The sequence below is a fragment of the Mesorhizobium sp. Cs1299R1N1 genome (genome assembly GCF_037179655.1).
In the GTDB taxonomy this organism is placed as follows: Bacteria; Pseudomonadota; Alphaproteobacteria; order Rhizobiales; family Rhizobiaceae; genus Mesorhizobium; species Mesorhizobium salmacidum.
Genome location: NZ_JAPYKR010000002.1, coordinates 1 through 16,347, shown reverse-complemented (window position 1 = coordinate 16,347; position 16,347 = coordinate 1). Strand labels below are relative to the sequence as shown.

Below are 16,347 nucleotides of genomic sequence, written 5' to 3'. Positions count from 1 at the left end.
TGCTAAAACTTTTCTTGCTAATATTCTCCCATCCCATTCATCCCGCTAGATTTCGGTCGACAATGAAGTGCCTGGTCATAAATCTCGATCGGTCCCCGGACCGACTTGCTCACATAAGCGCAGAGTTCGCCCGGATCGGCACCGCGTTCCAACGCGTTGCGGCGATCGATGCACGCAGCCACCCCGAACTCGGGCAGCAACCGCAACATCCGATGTATGCGCCCCGGCGTTTGCTGGGCAGCGAGATCGCTTGCCTGCACAGCCACCGCCTCTGCTGGGCGATCCTGGCGCAGGAGGAGGCCCCCTACGGCGCCATCTTCGAGGACGACGTGGTTTTTTCAGCAAATGCCGGTCCGTTGCTGGCCGACGACGGCTGGATTCCGACCGATGCCGACATTGTCAAATTGGAGACGTACTTCAAGAAGACCCTCATCCACCGGAGAAGGACCGCCGCCGGGCATGATTTTTCCGCGTTCAGGCTATACAAGAACCATCCGGGGACCGGGGGCTACATCATCTCCAGACAGGTCGCGTGCGATCTCCTCGAAGCGACCGAAACGATCAATATCACCGCCGACGATCTAATTTTCACTCCGGCGTTCGCGACCTCGTCCAGCAAGACGATCTACCAGCTCGTCCCTGCGCTGTGCGCGCAGGACCAGTTCGTCGGCGACCGATTGCCAAGCCTGCTCGCCCAAGAGCGGGACGCCACAGGGACGGCGAATGGGCTTGTCGCAAAATCCAGGAAGCCGATCGCCGAAAGAATGATGAGGGAAGGCGGACGAACCGTACAGTGGATCGTCGAATTCTGCAGAGGTCGGCGACACATTATCGTCCCGTTCGATTCGACCGGGGCCTAAGCTTGCCTGACGGCCGACAGGTCCACATCCTACGGCACAGGAATGCGCTTGGGCGTCGCGGGAAGAAAGCCCGCCGGCACCGCGGCGGAAATCCCCAACACTCCCCAAGGTAAGTATAGGTTTCAGTATTGCTTGGACCCGCCCATGCGGCGAGCGGAGGCAGAAATTGAAATCTATACCTCCCCTAAAAATCCACAGTGATTCCGGCCAATTGAGGGGCAAATAGCCCTATTGTCCTTTCGTTTGGTTACAACGCAAAGCCTTTCGCAAGAAAATAGGAGACGCCGGCCCCACATGTGCTATAGAGCCTGCCATCACAAGAAAATATAAATTTCGTTGAAGAATGAAGCGCCTGGTCATCAACCTCGATCGATCTCCCGACCGGCTTGCCCATACGACGGCGGAATTTGCGCGCATCGGCCTTGGATTCGAGCGGGTTGCCGCAATCGATGCAAGGGACCATCCGGAGCTCATGCTGCAGCGCCAGCATTCACTGTATGCGGTGCGGCGCCTGTCTGGCAGCGAGATCGCATGCCTGCACAGCCATCGCGCCTGCTGGACCATTATCGCGCAAGACGACGCGCCCTATGGCGCCGTCTTCGAGGACGACATCGTGTTTTCCGCGAAAGCCGGTGCGGTGCTTGCCGATACGAGCTGGATTCCGGCCGATGCCGATGTCGTCAAGCTCGAGACATTCTTCCACACAACTGTGATCCAGAGGGAGAGGTTTTCCGTCGGCGGCGGTTTTTCGCTGTTCAGGCTCCGCAAGAACCACATCGGAACTGGCGGTTACCTGCTCTCCCGGCAAATGGCACGTGCCCTTCTCGAGGCGACCGCCGACGTCAATGTGGCGGTGGACAGTCTCATCTTCGACCCTGCGTTCGCTACGTCGAGCGGCAAGACGATCTACCAGCTGGTCCCGGCGCTCTGTGCGCAGGAGCAGTTCGTAGGCAACAGGTTGCCGAGCCTGGTTGAACCGGGACGGGAGGCCGAGTGGGTCGCAAGCGGGCTCGCCTACGGACACAGGATGCCGGCTATCGCGCGAATCCGCAGGGAGGCCCGGCGGGCAGCGCGGCAGATCACCGATCTCTGCAGGCTGCGGCGGCAGATTGTCGTACCGCTCGCTCCAGTCGAGGCAAACGACTAGAGCGTTTGCCCGGGCAAACGACTAGAGCGTTTGCCGGATCGACAGCAGGCCCATACCCAGCGCCGCGAAAACACGCTATAGACGCCGCCCAAAAGGCAGGGCCAACCGGTATCCATGGCGAAAATTTCCCTGAAGCTCGATGAATTGATCGACGGCAGCGCTTTGCGCCGCGAGATGACCGCGCTGACCGCGGCCAGTGCCGGCGACGGTTCCAGCCAGGCCATCCGTGCTGCCGTTCTTCAGCTTCTCAAGGGGCGCCTCGCCGAGGGCCGCAAGACAGCCGAGGCCATGCTGAGGCAAGATGGCGGCGGCAACGCTTGCGCCGAACGGCTGTCGCACCTGATGGACGAGCTGATCTGTGCGCTCTACGACTTTGCCGCGACGCATGTCTACCGGGTGAAGAACCGGTCCTCGGCCGAACGCATGGCGGTCGTTGCCGTCGGAGGCTATGGCCGCGGCACGCTGGCGCCGGGATCCGACATCGACCTCCTGTTCCTGCTGCCCTACAAGCAGACGCCGTGGGGCGAACAAACAGTCGAGTACATGCTCTACATGCTGTGGGACATGGGGCTGAAGGTCGGCCATGCCACCCGCAACATCGATGAGTGCCTCAGGCTGTCGCGCACCGACATCACCATCCGCACCTCGATCCTGGAAGCCCGTTTCCTGTGGGGCGAACGCAAACTCTATGACGAGCTGATGCTGCGCTTCGACCATGAGGTGGTGCGCACGAGCGGTCCGGAATATGTGCAGGCCAAGCTCGCCGAACGCGACGAGCGCCATGCCAAGGCCGGCGAAAGCCGCTATCTGGTCGAACCCAACGTCAAGGACGGCAAGGGTGGGTTGCGCGATCTGCAGACGCTGTTCTGGATCGGCAAGTATTTTTACCGCGTGCGCACCGGCGAGGAACTGGTCGAGAAAGGCGTCTTCACCGAGGCCGAGTATCGTGAGTTCCAGAAGGCCGAGGATTTCCTGTGGGCGGTGCGCTGCCACATGCATTTCCTCATGGGGAAGGCCGAGGAGCGGCTGCATTTCGACATCCAGCGCGAGATCGCCGAACGGCTCGGCTATACGACCCATCCCGGCCTGTCGGCTGTCGAACGCTTCATGAAGCACTATTTCCTCGTCGCCAAGGATGTCGGCGACCTGACCCGAATCTTCTGCGCCGCGCTGGAGGAGGAGCAGGCCAAGCACGTTCCCGGCTTCAACCGCATCTTCCTCACCTTCCAGCGCCGCAAGCGCAAGCTTGCCGGCACGTCCGACTTCATCGTCGACAACCATCGCATCAACATCGCCGACGACGGCGTCTTCGAGCGCGACCCGGTCAATCTTCTCAGGCTGTTCTGGTTCGCCGACAAGCACGGGCTGGAATTCCATCCCGATGCACTGAAACTGCTCACCCGTTCGCTCGGCCTGGTCAACAAGTCGCTCAGGCGCGACGAGGAAGCCAACCGGCTGTTCCTCGACATATTGACCTCGGACCGCAACGCCGAACTCAACCTGCGGCGCATGAACGAGGCGGGGCTGCTCGGCCGGCTGATCCCGGATTTCGGCAAGATCGTCGCCATGATGCAGTTCTCGATGTACCACCACTACACGATCGACGAGCACCTGATCCGCTGCATCGGCGTGCTGGCCGAGATCGAGCGCGGCGACGGCGAGAAGGTGCATCCGCTGTCGCATTCGCTGATGCCGGGCCTGAAGAAGAGCCGCGAGGCGCTCTATGTCGCCGTGCTGCTGCACGATATCGCCAAGGGCAGGCCTGAAGACCATTCCGAGGCCGGCGCCAGGATCGCAAGGCGGATCTGCCCGCATATGGGGCTTTCGCCGGCCGATACGGAAACCGTCGCCTGGCTGGTCGAGAACCACCTCGTCATGTCGATGACGGCGCAGACCCGCGACCTCAACGACCGCAAGACGATCGAGGACTTCGCCTCGATCGTGCAGTCGGTCGAGCGGCTGAAGATGCTGTTGATCCTGACCGTTTGCGACATCAGGGGCGTCGGACCGGGCGTGTGGAACGGCTGGAAGGGCCAGTTGCTGCGTACGCTCTACTACGAGACCGAACTGCTGCTGACCGGAGGCTTTTCGGAAGTCTCGCGCGCCCAACGCACGGCGGCAGCGCGCGAACGCCTGGCGGAGGCGCTCGCCGACTGGCCCGACAAGGCGCGCAAGCGCTATGTCGGGCTGCACTATGAAAACTATCTCCTGGCCGTGGACCTGCCGGACCAGCTCCGCCACGCCGAATTCATTCGCGAGACGGACGCGGCTGGCAATAAGCTCGCCACCATGGTCAAGACCCATCAGTTCGAGGCGGTGACCGAAATCACCGTGCTGGCGCAGGACCATCCCCGTCTTCTCTCGGTCATTGCCGGGGCATGCGCCGGGGCCGGCGGCAACATCGTCGACGCGCAGATCTTCACGACATCGGATGGCCGCGCGCTGGACACGATCCTGATATCGAGGGAGTTCGATCGCGACGAGGACGAGCGCCGGCGCGCCGAGCGCGTCGGCCGGCTGATCGAGGACGTGCTGTCGGGCAAGAGCTGGCTGCCGGAAATGATCGAGAAACGCACCAAGCCAAGGCGCGGATCCAAGGTGTTCAAGATCCCGCCGCGCGCCGAAATCCGCAACGCGCTGTCGAACCGGTTTTCGGTCATCGAGGTCGAGGGGCTCGACCGCCCGGGCCTTTTGTCTGAGATCACCGGGACGCTGTCCGACCTGTCGCTCGACATTGCCTCGGCGCATATCACCACTTTCGGCGAGAAGGTCATCGACACCTTCTACGTCACCGACCTCACCGGCCAGAAGATCGACAGCCCAGCCCGCATCGCCACCATCCGCAACCGGCTGATCGCGACGCTCGAAGGCATCGTGCCGGAACGCGGCGGCAGGGCCAAGGCAGCAGCCGAGTGACGGCCCTCATCCCCTTCTCCCAATCCCACAGGCAGTTTGCGAACGCATGAGTCTCGTCAAGAAATTTGCTACCGTCGCTTCCGGCACGTTGATGAGCCGTGCGCTCGGTTTCGGCCGCGAGATGCTGATGGCAGCCGCACTCGGCACCGGACCGGTCGCGGACGCCTTCAACGCCGCCTTCCAGTTTCCCAACACGTTTCGCCGGCTGTTCGCCGAGGGCGCTTTCAATGCCGCCTTCGTGCCGCTGTTCGCCAAGGAGATCGAGACGCACGGCACCGACGGCGCCAAGCGATTCTCGGAAGAGGTGTTCGGTGTCCTGTTCACCGCGCTCCTGGCGCTGACCATTGCAATGGAACTGGCGATGCCGCTGATCGTGCGCTATCTGGTGGCGCCGGGCTTTGCCGACACGCCGGGCAAGTTCGAGACGACCGTCACGCTTGCGACGATCATGTTCCCGTATCTGATCTGCATGTCGCTCGCAGCCATGATGGCGGGCATGCTGAACTCGCTGCGGCGCTATTTCGCGGCGGCGATCGCGCCGGCTTTCCTCAACATCATCCTGATCAGCGTGCTTGGCTACGCCTGGTACCATGGACTGGATGCACATGCTGTTGGCTTCGCCCTGTCCTGGGGCGTGCTGGCGGCGGGCGTGGTGCAGCTTGCCATCGTCTGGGTGGCGGTACGCAATGCCGGCATCTCGATCGGCTTCCGCCGGCCGAAGATGACGCCGAACGTGAAGCGGCTCCTGATCCTGGCGCTGCCGGCGGCGATCACCGGCGGCATCACCCAGATCAACCAGCTGATCGGAACGGCCATCGCCTCGGCGCAGGACAGTGCCGTCTCCTCGCTGGCCTATGCCGACCGCGTCTACCAGTTGCCGCTCGGTGTCGTCGGCGTCGCGGTGGCGATCGTGCTGTTGCCCGAACTGTCGCGGGCGCTGAAGTCAGGCAACCTGATCGAGGCCGCCAATCTGCAGAACCGCTCCGTCGAATTCACCCTGTTCATGACGTTGCCGGCGGCGGCGGCACTCTGGGTCATGTCGGAACCGATCGTACGGCTGGTCTATGAGCGCGGCGCGTTCGCCGCCAACCATTCAACGCCTGTCGTGGCGGCGATCCTGGCGATCTTCGGTCTCGGCCTGCCGGCCTTCGTGCTGATCAAGGCCTTCACCCCAGGCTATTTCGCCCGCGAAGACACGCGCACGCCGATGATCTTCGCCGCAATCTCCGTGGCGGTGAACGTCGCCACGGCGCTGACGCTGTTCCCGAGGATGGGCGCACCCGGTATTGCCGTGGCTTCGGCCGTCGCCGGCTGGGTCAACGCGCTGATGCTGCTTGCCGTGCTGATCCGGCGCGGCCATTGGGGCCGCGACGTGCCGCTCCTGAAGCGCATTCCGCGGCTGGTGCTGTCGGCGGTGGTAATGGGGGTCGCCCTCTATTTCGCCGAGCATTATTTCGCCGTCAGGCTCGGACCCGGCTCGCCGCTGGTCATCAAGGCGACGACCGTACTCGCGCTGGTGGCGGGCGGAGCGACGCTCTATTTCGTCACCGCGTTCGCCACCGGCGGTGCCGATTTCAGCATGATCCGGCGCAATGTCGGGCGCAGGGGATCGCCAGCGACTAAGGAACAGTCTCCAGATCCGTAAGCCCAACGGTGGCGACGTCGCCGACAAGCATCAGCCTTCGCCAGACAGTTCGTCGTAGACCTGGCGCGGCAGTGCCTCGCGTGCCTTTTTGCCAAGTTCGATCCTGAATTCAGCCCGAAGCCGCGCCGCTGTCTCCAGCGGTGTCTCGCGATCGCGACGGCGCTTGAGCGCGTCCTCGCCGTTAACGGTCACAGGCATTCTATTTCTCATCAGGATCATATGCAGGACACGCGCCGCACAAACAGCGCCTGAAGCAATGGGCCTGTCGATTGCAACTGCTCTTGATCCTCTCCCCACTCTCGTCCATAAGCGCGCCGTCGCAAGGCTTTCGCCGCGCGCGGTTTCCAGCCGCGTGATTGGCTCCGAAAAGTCTGCAACTTTTCGGAATCGCGCTTATACGGCCCTCCACAAGCCATGAGGAAACCATGTCCGCCTTCAAGCCACTCGTCTTCTCCGGTGTCCAGCCGACCGGCAATCTGCATCTCGGCAACTATCTCGGCGCCATCAAGAAATTCGTCGCCCTGCAGGATACGTCCGACTGCATCTATTGCGTCGTCGACCTGCATTCCCTGACCGCCCAGCTCGTCTATGACGATCTTGCCTACCAGACACGGTCGATCACCGCGGCGTTCCTCGCCTCCGGGATCGATCCGAAGAAGCACATCGTCTTCAACCAGTCGCGGGTGATGCAGCATGCGGAGCTTGCCTGGATCTTCAATTGCGTGGCGCGCATCGGCTGGATGAACAAGATGACGCAGTTCAAGGACAAGGCCGGCAAGGACCGCGAGAATGCCTCGCTGGGCCTGCTCGCCTATCCCTCGCTGATGGCGGCCGACATCCTGCTCTACCGCGCCACCCACGTGCCGGTGGGCGAGGACCAGAAGCAGCACCTGGAACTGACCCGCGACATCGCCCAGAAATTCAACAACGATTTCTCCGACCGCATTGCCGGTCTTGGCGTCGGCGTCGAGATGCAGGTCGGCGAGGAGACGGTGAACGGCTTCTTCCCGATCACCGAGCCGGTCATCGGCGGGCCGGCGGCGCGCATCATGAGCCTGCGCGACGGGTCGAAGAAAATGTCGAAGTCGGACCCATCGGACCTGTCGCGCATCAACTTGACCGACGATGCCGACACCATCTCGAAAAAAATCCGCAAGGCCAAGACCGACCCGGAGGCCCTGCCGAGCGAGGTCGACGGGCTGGAAAGCCGGCCCGAGGCGGAAAACCTGGTCGGCATCTATGCGGGCCTCGCCGAGATGTCGAAGGCCGATGTGCTGAAGGAGTTCGGCGGCCAGCAGTTTTCCGTCTTCAAGCCGGCGCTGGCCGATCTCGCTGTGGAGAAACTGGCGCCGATCGCCAGCGAGATGCGCCGCATCCAAGGCGACCGCGCCTATGTCGACGCCGTGCTCCGGGACGGCGGCGAACGCGCCGGCGTGCTTGCCGAGACGACAATGAAGACGGTGCGCGACATTGTCGGACTGCTGCAGGGCTGAGCCCGATCGTCAACGCGCCGCCTCATACCGGCCAAGACATACTGGCCTGTGGCCGGCGGCTTGCCGCCGGCCTGCCGCGGTGGCAGATTGCGGCCGAAAAGTTACCGAGTAGGTAGACATGGTCTCCAAACGTCTCAGCCGCGAAGCCGGTCATCGCAGGAAATTCCTGACCATCATCGATGACACGCCGGAATGCGAACGCGCCGTCGCCTACGCCTCGAAGCGGGCGCAGAGCACTAGCGGCACGCTGGTGCTGCTCTATGTCATCGTACCGGACGATTTCCAGCACTGGCTGGGCGTCGAGAAGATCATGCGCGAGGAGGCGAACGCCACGGCGCTCGCGGCGCTCGACGGCTACGCCAACAAGGTGCGCCAGAAGCTCGGCATCGAACCGGAGATGGTCGTGCGCGAAGGCAAGCCTACCGAAGAGATCCATAAACTGATCGAGGAAGACCAGGATATCGCCATCCTGGTGCTGGCGGCCGGCGCCGGCAAGGAAGGTCCCGGACCGCTGGTCGGTGCCGTGGCCGGCAAGGGTGCGGCCTTTCCGATCCCGGTCACCGTGGTGCCGCAGAATCTGTCGGATGAGGAGATCGACAGCCTCGCCTGATATTCATGTGAGGCCGGTCCTGCAAATACATGATACCGGTGCTTCCGTACTTCAAGTACGCTTCGCTCCGGTTCCCGGTATCAAGCATTTTCGACTCGGCCTGACCTGAACTCAACACATCTCAAGTCGGCGCCAGGCTCGAAAAAACATTCCGCTAGCCAGCCGTTCCGGCGATGCGTTTCGCTTGAATGTCCAGCCGATAGAGCCTATTTAGAACTATTCCAAACTAGTTGCCCAAAACGGGCATGGAGACGGCCATGTTCATCCAGACCGAGTCGACGCCCAATCCGGCGACACTGAAATTCCTGCCCGGCAAGGAAGTGCTGCTCGAAGGCACCGCCGATTTCCGCGATGCCGACAGTGCGGCGACGGCCTCGCCGCTGGCTGGCCGGCTGTTCGAAATCCCCGGCGTCACCGGCGTGTTCTTCGGCTATGATTTCATCACCGTGTCCAAGGACGGCCCGGACTGGCAGCACCTGAAGCCGGCGATCCTCGGCGCCATCATGGAGCACTTCATGTCCGGCGCGCCCGTCATGGCAAAGGCCGGCCCCGCCGCCGAGACCAGCCAGACGGGCGAATTCTACGACAAGGCCGACGAGGAGCTCGTCATCACCATCAAGGAGCTGCTCGACACGCGCGTGCGCCCGGCGGTGGCCCAGGACGGCGGCGACATCACCTTCCGCGGCTTCGAGAACGGCACCGTGTTCCTGCACATGAAAGGCGCCTGCGCCGGTTGCCCGTCGTCGACGGCGACGCTGAAGCACGGCATCCAGAACCTGCTTCGCCATTTCGTGCCGGAAGTGCAGCAGGTCGAACAGGTCTCCTAACCGCCAATTCCCTGCCGACAGACAACAAAAAACCGGGCCGAATTGCCCGGTTTTCTGTTTGGGACGTCCGTTGTTGCCTAGACGGTCCGCATATGAAAGGCGACTTCCAGTTTAACCACGATGTGCCGAAAAGCGGGGCTTTCCGGCATCATGGCCTAAAGAACGATGACCTTGGCGCCGACCTCGGCGCGATCGTAGAGGTCGATGACATCCTGGTTCATCAGCCGGATGCAGCCCGACGACATGGCCTTGCCAATCGAGTTCCATTCCGGGCTGCCGTGCAGGCGGTAGCCCATGTCACCGCCCTTGTTGAACAGGTACATGGCGCGCGCGCCGAGCGGGTTCTTCAGGCCCGGATCCATGCCGCCGGCGAACTTGGCGAGTTCGGGCTGGCGCTTGATCATCTGCGAGGGCGGTGTCCAGGTCGGCCATTCGCGCTTGATGGCGATATGGGCGGTGCCGTGCCATTCAAAGCCTTCGCGGCCGACGCCGATACCGTAGCGGATGGCCCGGCCGCCGCCCTCGACGAAGTACAGGAACTTGTTCTGCGTATCGACGATGATGGTGCCCGGCTTTTCCTTGGTGTCGTAATTGACTTCCTGGCGATGGTACTTCGAAGGCACTTTCTCGATCGGGATCCGCGGCAGCTGGTAACCGGCATCGGTCACCGCGCCATAGTCGTTGGAGAAGATCTGCCCGCCGATGGTGCTGCACCCGGCAATAGCGGTGGACAGCGCCAGTGCGGCGATTATTGCAAGCGACTTCATGCGCATGTGGTGATCCGGTGCCCCGCCTAAACCAGAGCGGCACGAGTCGGCCGCTTTCTCATCATCATTCATGCTGGCATTTGCTTTGCTTGCCAAGCACACGATGCCTATATGCGGGGACTTACATGCTGGTATGCGTATCACTATGGCATTTCGGCAACATACCTCGCCGGATTGTCAAGGAAATTCAATGGGCCTGAATCGCAGGCCCGCAAAATCGAGGACCCGCCATGAATGTCGGCGACGCCGCCCACCGCTCAGGCCTGCCGGCCAAGACCATCCGCTACTACGAGGAAATCGGCCTGATCGCGCCCGCGCGCGCCGCCAACGGCTACCGCGATTATTCGGGCGACGACATCCACCGGCTGGCCTTCCTGCGCCGCGCGCGCAACCTCGGCTTTTCCATAGACGATTGCCGCCAGCTGATGGCGCTCTACAAGGATCGTGGCCGCGCCAGCCAGGACGTGCGCGCGATCGCCGCCGCCCATGTCATGGCCATCGAGGAGAAGGTGCGCGAGCTGCAATCGATGCGCTCGACGCTGCAGAAGCTCGTTCACGCCTGCCATGGCGACGAGCGGCCGGACTGCCCGATCCTGGATGATATGGCGGGGGCGGCGTGAGTCAGCGACAAACCCCACCGCAGCAGCGATAGACTCGTATCGAGGAAGGTGGCCTGGGCGAAGGCGGTTCGTGCAGTATATTGCACGCTCCAATATGAGCGTAACGTATAAGCCGGAGAGACCGCATGACCCGCGACCAGATGCTCGCCCACCTTCGCGCCGCCGATGCGGTCGCTCGCGAGGCTGCCGCGCACGGCCATCATCCGGCCGGTGCTGTGCTGGTCGGCCCCGACGACGCGATCCTCATGCGCCAAGGCAATATCGACACCGTTCATCACGCCGAGACCGAACTTGCCCGGCGCGCGGCGGCAGCCTATTCGCCTGAGTTTCTGTGGACGTGCACGCTGGTCTCAACCGGCGAGCCCTGTGCGATGTGCACCGGAACGCTCTACTGGGCGAATATCGGCCGGCTGGTCTATGGCTTCGAGGAGACCGAGCTTCTCGCTCTGACCGGCGACCATCCCGAAAACCCGACAATGAGCCTGCCCTCGCGCGTCGTGCTCGGCTCTGGACAGAAGAACATCGAGGTTCACGGCCCCTTCCCCGAAATTGCGGACGAGCTGGTCTCGGTGCACCGTGGCTTCTGGCAGCGGTAGTGGTTCTTCGGGTTTGCTGGGTTGCCGGTCTGTCCTGAATGTCTTCCAATTTCGCTTTTGGTTTGGGACCGGATCGCGCTAGGCCTAGCTAAGAGTTACAACCTTAGCCCGCTTGAATGTGTCGCTGGGTTGCGCGATTGTCGTTCGCCCCGTTGACATCAGGTGAACGATGGACCGCAGGGAAAAGTCCCCGCCTTTTGTGCCGACCGAAATCCACGTCTGCACAGTCAATGACGATCAAGGCGCCCTCGGCATCCTGTCGATACAGACGACCGAAGGCACCTTGGATATCGCGCTGGACAGAGAAACCGCAGAGGCCATCGTAAGCGCCATCGGATCCATACGGTCCAGGCTGGAAACCGTAGAGACCTAAAAAGAAAGCCCGGGTTGGGACCGGGCTGAATGATGGAGCCGGATGGGATATTCGGCACCACTAATGTGCCGCCTCATCATGACATTTAGATGAACCCCGGTTCGGCTGTGGGTTTGTCAAATATATAATCACCGCCCAAAAACGGGTTCAAACCGTGAACAAAATCTGGCATGATGCTCGCCATGCCAATCATCTCCCCGATTCTCCTGAACCCTCTGATCGACGGTCGCCAGTCCGAGCGCGCCATGCTGGTGCGGCGGGGCGTGCAGCGGCTGCTGATGCAAATGGGCGCGCATGTGCTGCCTGAACTGTCGCTGGCCACCGGCCGCCGCGCCGATCTCGTGGCGCTGACACGGCAGGGCGATATCTGGATCATCGAGATCAAATCCTCGATCGAGGATTTTCGCGTTGACCGCAAGTGGCCGGACTATCGCCTGCATTCCGACCGTTTTTTCTTTGCCACCCATCCGGGCGTGCCAGCGGAGATTTTTCCGGAAGAGTGCGGCTTCATCCTCTCCGACGGCTATGGCGCCGAAATCCTGCGCGATGCGCCGGAGCATCGCATGGCGGCGGCAACGCGCAAGGCGCTGATGCTGCGCATCGCGCGTGCGGGCGCAGCACGGCTGCTCGCGGCGGAGCTTGCGGGGGTGGCGGTACCGGCGCTGGAGGGGGAGAGCGAGTAATCGCGGCCCCTGAAATTGACGCCCGCAACTGTCAGATGCTCCAGCCCGGAACGGCTACTCCTCAGTCCCTTCCACTCCACTCGCAGCCGGCGCCATCAGCAGCACCGCGGCACCAAGCAGCGCGGCGATGAAGGAACCCGCGAGAATGCCGACCTTGACCGCGTCCTGCAGCGCCACGTCGCTGGCGAAGGCGAGCAGGCCTATGAACAGGCTCATGGTGAAGCCGATGCCGCACAGCAGCGAAATGCCGATCATGTGCGACCAGCCGGCATGGGCCGGCAGGTCGGCGAGGCCGAAGCGGATGGCGAGCGCGGAGGAGCCGAACACGCCGACCAACTTGCCGACAACGAGACCGGCCGCGACGCCCAGCGTCAGCGGCTCGATCAAGGCGCCGAAACTCAGGCCGGCAAGCGAAACGCCGGCATTGGCGAAGCCGAAGATCGGAACGACGATGAACGCCACCAGTTTGTGCAGGCCATGCTCGAGCCGGTGCAGCGGCGAATGGTCGAGATCGTGGCCGATCCCGGCGGAGCGTTCGAGCGGAATGGTGAGCGCAAGTGCTACGCCGGCCAGCGTGGCATGAACGCCGGACTTCAGCACCAGCACCCACAGGATGGCGCCAAGCACGAGATAAGGCACCAGGCTCATCACCCGCATGCGGTTGAGCACGATGAGCGCGGCAATGACGGCGAAGGCCGCGCCGAGATAGGCCAGCGACAGACCGCTGGTGTAGAAGATGGCGATGATGATGACGGCGCCGAGGTCGTCGATGATGGCAAGCGCGGTCAGGAAGACCTTCAGCGAGGCCGGCACGCGGCTGCCGAGCAGCGACAGCACGCCGAGGGCGAAGGCAATGTCAGTGGCGGTCGGGATCGCCCAGCCGGACAGTGCGGCCGGATTGCTGCTGTTGATGGCGACATAGACCAGGGCCGGCACCACCATGCCGCCGGCCGCGGCGATGCCAGGCAGCACCCTGCGCGGCCAGGTCGAGAGCTGGCCATCCAGCATCTCGCGCTTGATCTCCAGCCCGACGAGCAGGAAGAACACCGCCATCAGCCCGTCATTGACCCAGTGCGAGACACTGAGCGGGCCGAGATAGGCGTGGAGAACGGCGAAATAGGTTTCGGCAAGCGGCGAATTGGCGACGATCAGGGCAAGGGCCGCCGCCACCATCAGGATGATGCCGCCAGCAGCCTCGCTGTCCAGGAACTCGCGGAAGACGGAAACCGGCCGTTGCTTCAAATCCTGCATTTTGCCTCCGTCATGTCGCCTGCTCGGCGGGCTTCATTGTCCAGGCGCCGGCGCCGCCCCTCACCTGCCTGCCGGCATCCTCTCCCCGTATAGTGACGGGGAGAGGGGCGCTCTCGCAACCGGTTTCGCCAATCGTCGACGTCGCAAGAAGAGCGTCGCCATTGCCGCCAGCCCCTTCTCCCCGTCACTATACGGGGAGAAGTGCCCGGCAGGGCGATGATGGGCAGCGCTGACTTCGGCGATTGGGTCGTCTCCACCGCAGGCTGTAAATTCTCATCGATCCCAGCCGGCAGCCAGCGATCCTAACGCGGTGCGCGCTTGGCGAGGATCCGCTGCAGCGTGCGGCGATGCATGTTGAGCCGGCGCGCGGTCTCGGAAACATTGCGCTCGCACATCTCGTAGACGCGCTGGATATGTTCCCAGCGCACGCGGTCGGCCGACATCGGGTTTTCCGGCGGGGCGGCGCGCTCGCCGGTGGTGCGGGTCAGTGCCGCGAAGACATCGTCGGCATCGGCGGGCTTCGACAGATAGTCGACGGCGCCAAGTTTCACCGCAGTCACCGCGGTGGCGATGTTGCCGTAACCGGTCAGGATGATGGTGCGGGAATCCTCGCGCTTTTCGCGGATGGCGGCGACCACGTCGAGGCCATTGCCGTCGCCCAACCGCATGTCGACCACCGCATAGGCGGGCGGATTGGCGCGGGCCTTGCCCACGGCCTCCTCGACGCTCTCCGCCGTCTCGACCACGAAACCCCTGGTTTCCATGGCACGGGCCAGACGGGTCAGGAACGGCTTGTCGTCGTCGACGATCAGAAGCGAGGTATCCTCGCCTTCAACCATAGGCCCACTGTTTTCATCGCCTGTCATCGTCTCGAAAATTCCTGCTGCCTTATTTTTACGCAGATATAGTTTTGCGGGGCTATTGTCCAATTACGCAGTGTCAAACATCGTCGCCGGGGCCGTTTCCGGGTTCAGGAAGACGCTTCTCGGCCAGGAAATCCGCACCACGGCCCCTTCGCCGAGGCCGCTCGAATTGCGGAAATCCAGCGTGGCGCCAGACCGTTCGAGCAATGTCTTGGCGATGAACAGGCCGAGCCCCAGGCCGCCTCCGGCTTCATTGCCCTGGCGTGTCGACATATAGGGCTCGCCAATGCGGTCGATGATCTCGGGCGGAAAACCCGGGCCATCATCGGTGATCGAGAAGGAGACCATCGCCTCGTCCCAGCTCCAGCGTATGGTGACGCTCTTGCGGGCGAAATCGACGGCGTTCTCGACCAGGTTGCCGAGGCCGTAGATGACGCCCGGATTGCGCCGCCCGACCGGCTCCGGTCCGGTCCGCTCGCCGGGGCGAAGCTTGATCGAGATGCCGAAGTCGCGATGTGGCGCGGTGACCTCCTCGACCAGCGAGGTCAGCGGCAGGCGGGACAGATGCGCCTCGCCTTCGGACGACAGGCTGGTCAGGCGTTTCAGGATTTCGCGGCAGCGCTCGCTCTGCGAGCGCAGCAGCTTCACGTCTTCACCGTATTTCGGATCGGTGCCGAGCGCCTTCTCCATTTCCTTGACGACCAGCGTGATGGTGGCGAGGGGCGTGCCGAGTTCGTGCGCGGCGGCGGCGGCCAGGCCGTCGAGCGCCGAAAGATGCTGCTCGCGCTGCAGCACCAGTTCGGTGGCGGCGAGCGCGTTGGCCAGAAGCCGGGCCTCGGCGGCCACCCGGAAGGCGTACATGGCGGTGAAGGCGATGGACGACAGCACCGCCATCCACATACCGGCGACATACACGAAGGGCATCGCCAGCGGCGCGTCCTCATGCCAGGGCAGCGGCAGATGGCGGAAGACCAGCAAGGTCGCCGCTATCATCACCAGCCCGCCAAGAATGGCGGTGAGGCGAAGGGGCAGCGAGGTCGCCGAAATGACGACGGGCACGGTCATCAGCAGCGAGAACGGGTTGGTCAGGCCGCCGGTCATGTAGAGCAGCCCGGCTAGCTGCAGGCTGTCGAAGATCAGGATGCCGAAGGCTGCGAACGGAGTGAGCCGGTGCGCGGCCGGAAACCGGAAGGCCAGAAACAGGTTCATCCAGGCCGAACAGGCGATCAGGGCAAAACACAGGCTGACCGGCAGCGGGAATTTCAGGCCGTAGGCGACAACGAGCACCGTCACGCTCTGCCCCACAATGGCCAGCCAGCGCAGCCGGATCAGCGTGTTGAGGCGCAGTCGCTGGCTCTGCTGGAAATCGGGCGTGTTTAGGATGTTGATCATGGCAATGGATTACAGCCGTGGGAGGAATAGCGCCAGTAGCGCTGTCAGCCCGAGGCCTCCCCAACTTCGTCATGTATGGACGGCCCCCTGTTGGCAAGGTGCATTCGGCATTTTGGCGGATAGTCTGGAGCGGTCATGTATTCGGCCTGTTGATGCGGTCGACATTGATGACCGCTGGCCCGCAAGGGTTACGCGGATCGGGTTCCAATCATCCCAGCGCGCTTTGATGGCGCGATGACGAAGGCGGAGTGTCCCGACCCAGGTCCTGACCATTTTGCCGTGCTGCCTCTTGCTCCTTACGCTG

15 protein-coding genes are annotated in these 16,347 nt (G+C 63.0%); 10 read left to right on the top strand and 5 right to left on the bottom strand.

The window, feature by feature from the left end; translation table 11 throughout:
• Positions 1 to 62: 62 nt before the first annotated feature.
• The 4 genes from O7A70_RS03590 (at position 63) to murJ (ending at position 6,568) form a co-directional block, all read left to right on the top strand.
• Entirely contained in the window at positions 63 to 860 is a 798-nt protein-coding gene (locus tag O7A70_RS03590) for a glycosyltransferase family 25 protein (RefSeq protein ID WP_337139047.1), read from the top strand.
• Between the two features lie 343 nt (positions 861 to 1,203).
• Positions 1,204 to 2,007, top strand: a complete 804-nt coding sequence (locus O7A70_RS03585) for a glycosyltransferase family 25 protein (protein ID WP_337139046.1) — start codon at positions 1,204 to 1,206, stop codon at positions 2,005 to 2,007.
• A 114-nt stretch (positions 2,008 to 2,121) separates the two neighbouring features.
• Entirely contained in the window at positions 2,122 to 4,923 is a 2,802-nt protein-coding gene (locus O7A70_RS03580) for a [protein-PII] uridylyltransferase (protein ID WP_337139045.1), read from the top strand.
• Positions 4,924 to 4,969: 46 nt separating this feature from the next.
• Positions 4,970 to 6,568: a murein biosynthesis integral membrane protein MurJ gene (gene murJ, locus O7A70_RS03575; RefSeq protein WP_027142908.1), complete on the top strand. Its 1,599-nt coding sequence runs from the start codon at positions 4,970 to 4,972 to the stop codon at positions 6,566 to 6,568.
• 30 nt (positions 6,569 to 6,598) lie between these two features.
• Here the strand turns inward: murJ and O7A70_RS03570 are convergent, their stop codons facing one another.
• Positions 6,599 to 6,766, bottom strand: a complete 168-nt coding sequence (locus tag O7A70_RS03570; protein ID WP_337139044.1) for a hypothetical protein — start codon at positions 6,764 to 6,766, stop codon at positions 6,599 to 6,601.
• Positions 6,767 to 6,993: 227 nt separating this feature from the next.
• On the opposite strand from O7A70_RS03570, the gene trpS reads away from it, so the two are divergent.
• The 3 genes from trpS (at position 6,994) to O7A70_RS03555 (ending at position 9,498) form a co-directional block, all read left to right on the top strand.
• Positions 6,994 to 8,061: a tryptophan--tRNA ligase gene (gene trpS / locus O7A70_RS03565; RefSeq protein WP_337139043.1), complete on the top strand. Its 1,068-nt coding sequence runs from the start codon at positions 6,994 to 6,996 to the stop codon at positions 8,059 to 8,061.
• Positions 8,062 to 8,179: 118 nt separating this feature from the next.
• Positions 8,180 to 8,671 carry a universal stress protein gene (locus O7A70_RS03560; RefSeq protein WP_337139042.1) on the top strand — a complete coding sequence of 164 codons (492 nt, stop codon included), beginning with the start codon at positions 8,180 to 8,182 and terminating at the stop codon, positions 8,669 to 8,671.
• A gap of 257 nt (positions 8,672 to 8,928) precedes the next feature.
• Positions 8,929 to 9,498, top strand: coding sequence for a NifU family protein (locus tag O7A70_RS03555; RefSeq protein ID WP_027142904.1), 570 nt, complete (start codon positions 8,929 to 8,931; stop codon positions 9,496 to 9,498).
• A gap of 155 nt (positions 9,499 to 9,653) precedes the next feature.
• On the opposite strand, the gene O7A70_RS03550 is transcribed toward O7A70_RS03555, so the two are convergent.
• A complete protein-coding gene (locus O7A70_RS03550; RefSeq protein WP_027142903.1) occupies positions 9,654 to 10,271 on the bottom strand; it encodes a L,D-transpeptidase in 618 nt (205 codons plus the stop codon).
• 224 nt (positions 10,272 to 10,495) lie between these two features.
• Here O7A70_RS03550 and cueR point away from each other — a divergent pair, with 224 nt between their 5' ends.
• From cueR to O7A70_RS03535, 3 genes are all read left to right on the top strand, one after another.
• On the top strand, positions 10,496 to 10,885 hold the full coding sequence (gene cueR / locus O7A70_RS03545; RefSeq protein WP_337139041.1) for a Cu(I)-responsive transcriptional regulator: 390 nt from the start codon (positions 10,496 to 10,498) through the stop codon (positions 10,883 to 10,885).
• Positions 10,886 to 11,010: 125 nt separating this feature from the next.
• Positions 11,011 to 11,481, top strand: coding sequence for a nucleoside deaminase (locus tag O7A70_RS03540; RefSeq protein WP_337139040.1), 471 nt, complete (start codon positions 11,011 to 11,013; stop codon positions 11,479 to 11,481).
• Positions 11,482 to 12,036: 555 nt separating this feature from the next.
• Positions 12,037 to 12,537, top strand: coding sequence for an MmcB family DNA repair protein (locus O7A70_RS03535; protein ID WP_181171036.1), 501 nt, complete (start codon positions 12,037 to 12,039; stop codon positions 12,535 to 12,537).
• Positions 12,538 to 12,591: 54 nt separating this feature from the next.
• Here O7A70_RS03535 and nhaA read toward each other — a convergent pair whose 3' ends face one another.
• The 3 genes from nhaA to O7A70_RS03520 all read right to left on the bottom strand — a co-directional run bounded on the left by nhaA (position 12,592) and on the right by O7A70_RS03520 (position 16,043).
• Complete coding sequence (gene nhaA, locus O7A70_RS03530) at positions 12,592 to 13,788, bottom strand: Na+/H+ antiporter NhaA (RefSeq protein ID WP_337139039.1); 1,197 nt, start codon at positions 13,786 to 13,788, stop codon at positions 12,592 to 12,594.
• Between the two features lie 302 nt (positions 13,789 to 14,090).
• Positions 14,091 to 14,654 (bottom strand): ActR/PrrA/RegA family redox response regulator transcription factor, encoded by a 564-nt coding sequence (locus O7A70_RS03525; RefSeq protein ID WP_015314185.1) that lies wholly within the window; start codon positions 14,652 to 14,654, stop codon positions 14,091 to 14,093.
• A 63-nt stretch (positions 14,655 to 14,717) separates the two neighbouring features.
• The gene (locus tag O7A70_RS03520; protein ID WP_337139038.1) at positions 14,718 to 16,043 is read right to left on the bottom strand and encodes an ActS/PrrB/RegB family redox-sensitive histidine kinase; all 1,326 of its coding nucleotides are present in this window, start codon (positions 16,041 to 16,043) and stop codon (positions 14,718 to 14,720) included.
• Positions 16,044 to 16,347 lie beyond the last annotated feature (304 nt).

Excerpts from the sequence above, each read along its gene's own strand:
- O7A70_RS03525 (WP_015314185.1), bottom strand. The coding sequence starts at position 14,654 with ATGACAGGCGATGAAAACAGTGGGCCTATGGTTGAAGGCGAGGATACC.
- O7A70_RS03585 (WP_337139046.1), top strand. The coding sequence starts at position 1,204 with ATGAAGCGCCTGGTCATCAACCTCGATCGATCTCCCGACCGGCTTGCC.
- O7A70_RS03540 (WP_337139040.1), top strand. The coding sequence starts at position 11,011 with ATGACCCGCGACCAGATGCTCGCCCACCTTCGCGCCGCCGATGCGGTC.
- murJ (WP_027142908.1), top strand. The coding sequence starts at position 4,970 with ATGAGTCTCGTCAAGAAATTTGCTACCGTCGCTTCCGGCACGTTGATG.
- O7A70_RS03590 (WP_337139047.1), top strand. The coding sequence starts at position 63 with ATGAAGTGCCTGGTCATAAATCTCGATCGGTCCCCGGACCGACTTGCT.
- trpS (WP_337139043.1), top strand. The coding sequence starts at position 6,994 with ATGTCCGCCTTCAAGCCACTCGTCTTCTCCGGTGTCCAGCCGACCGGC.
- cueR (WP_337139041.1), top strand. The coding sequence starts at position 10,496 with ATGAATGTCGGCGACGCCGCCCACCGCTCAGGCCTGCCGGCCAAGACC.
- nhaA (WP_337139039.1), bottom strand. The coding sequence starts at position 13,788 with ATGCAGGATTTGAAGCAACGGCCGGTTTCCGTCTTCCGCGAGTTCCTG.
- O7A70_RS03550 (WP_027142903.1), bottom strand. The coding sequence starts at position 10,271 with ATGCGCATGAAGTCGCTTGCAATAATCGCCGCACTGGCGCTGTCCACC.
- O7A70_RS03520 (WP_337139038.1), bottom strand. The coding sequence starts at position 16,043 with ATGATCAACATCCTAAACACGCCCGATTTCCAGCAGAGCCAGCGACTG.
- O7A70_RS03555 (WP_027142904.1), top strand. The coding sequence starts at position 8,929 with ATGTTCATCCAGACCGAGTCGACGCCCAATCCGGCGACACTGAAATTC.
- O7A70_RS03535 (WP_181171036.1), top strand. The coding sequence starts at position 12,037 with ATGCCAATCATCTCCCCGATTCTCCTGAACCCTCTGATCGACGGTCGC.
- O7A70_RS03560 (WP_337139042.1), top strand. The coding sequence starts at position 8,180 with ATGGTCTCCAAACGTCTCAGCCGCGAAGCCGGTCATCGCAGGAAATTC.
- O7A70_RS03570 (WP_337139044.1), bottom strand. The coding sequence starts at position 6,766 with ATGCCTGTGACCGTTAACGGCGAGGACGCGCTCAAGCGCCGTCGCGAT.
- O7A70_RS03580 (WP_337139045.1), top strand. The coding sequence starts at position 2,122 with ATGGCGAAAATTTCCCTGAAGCTCGATGAATTGATCGACGGCAGCGCT.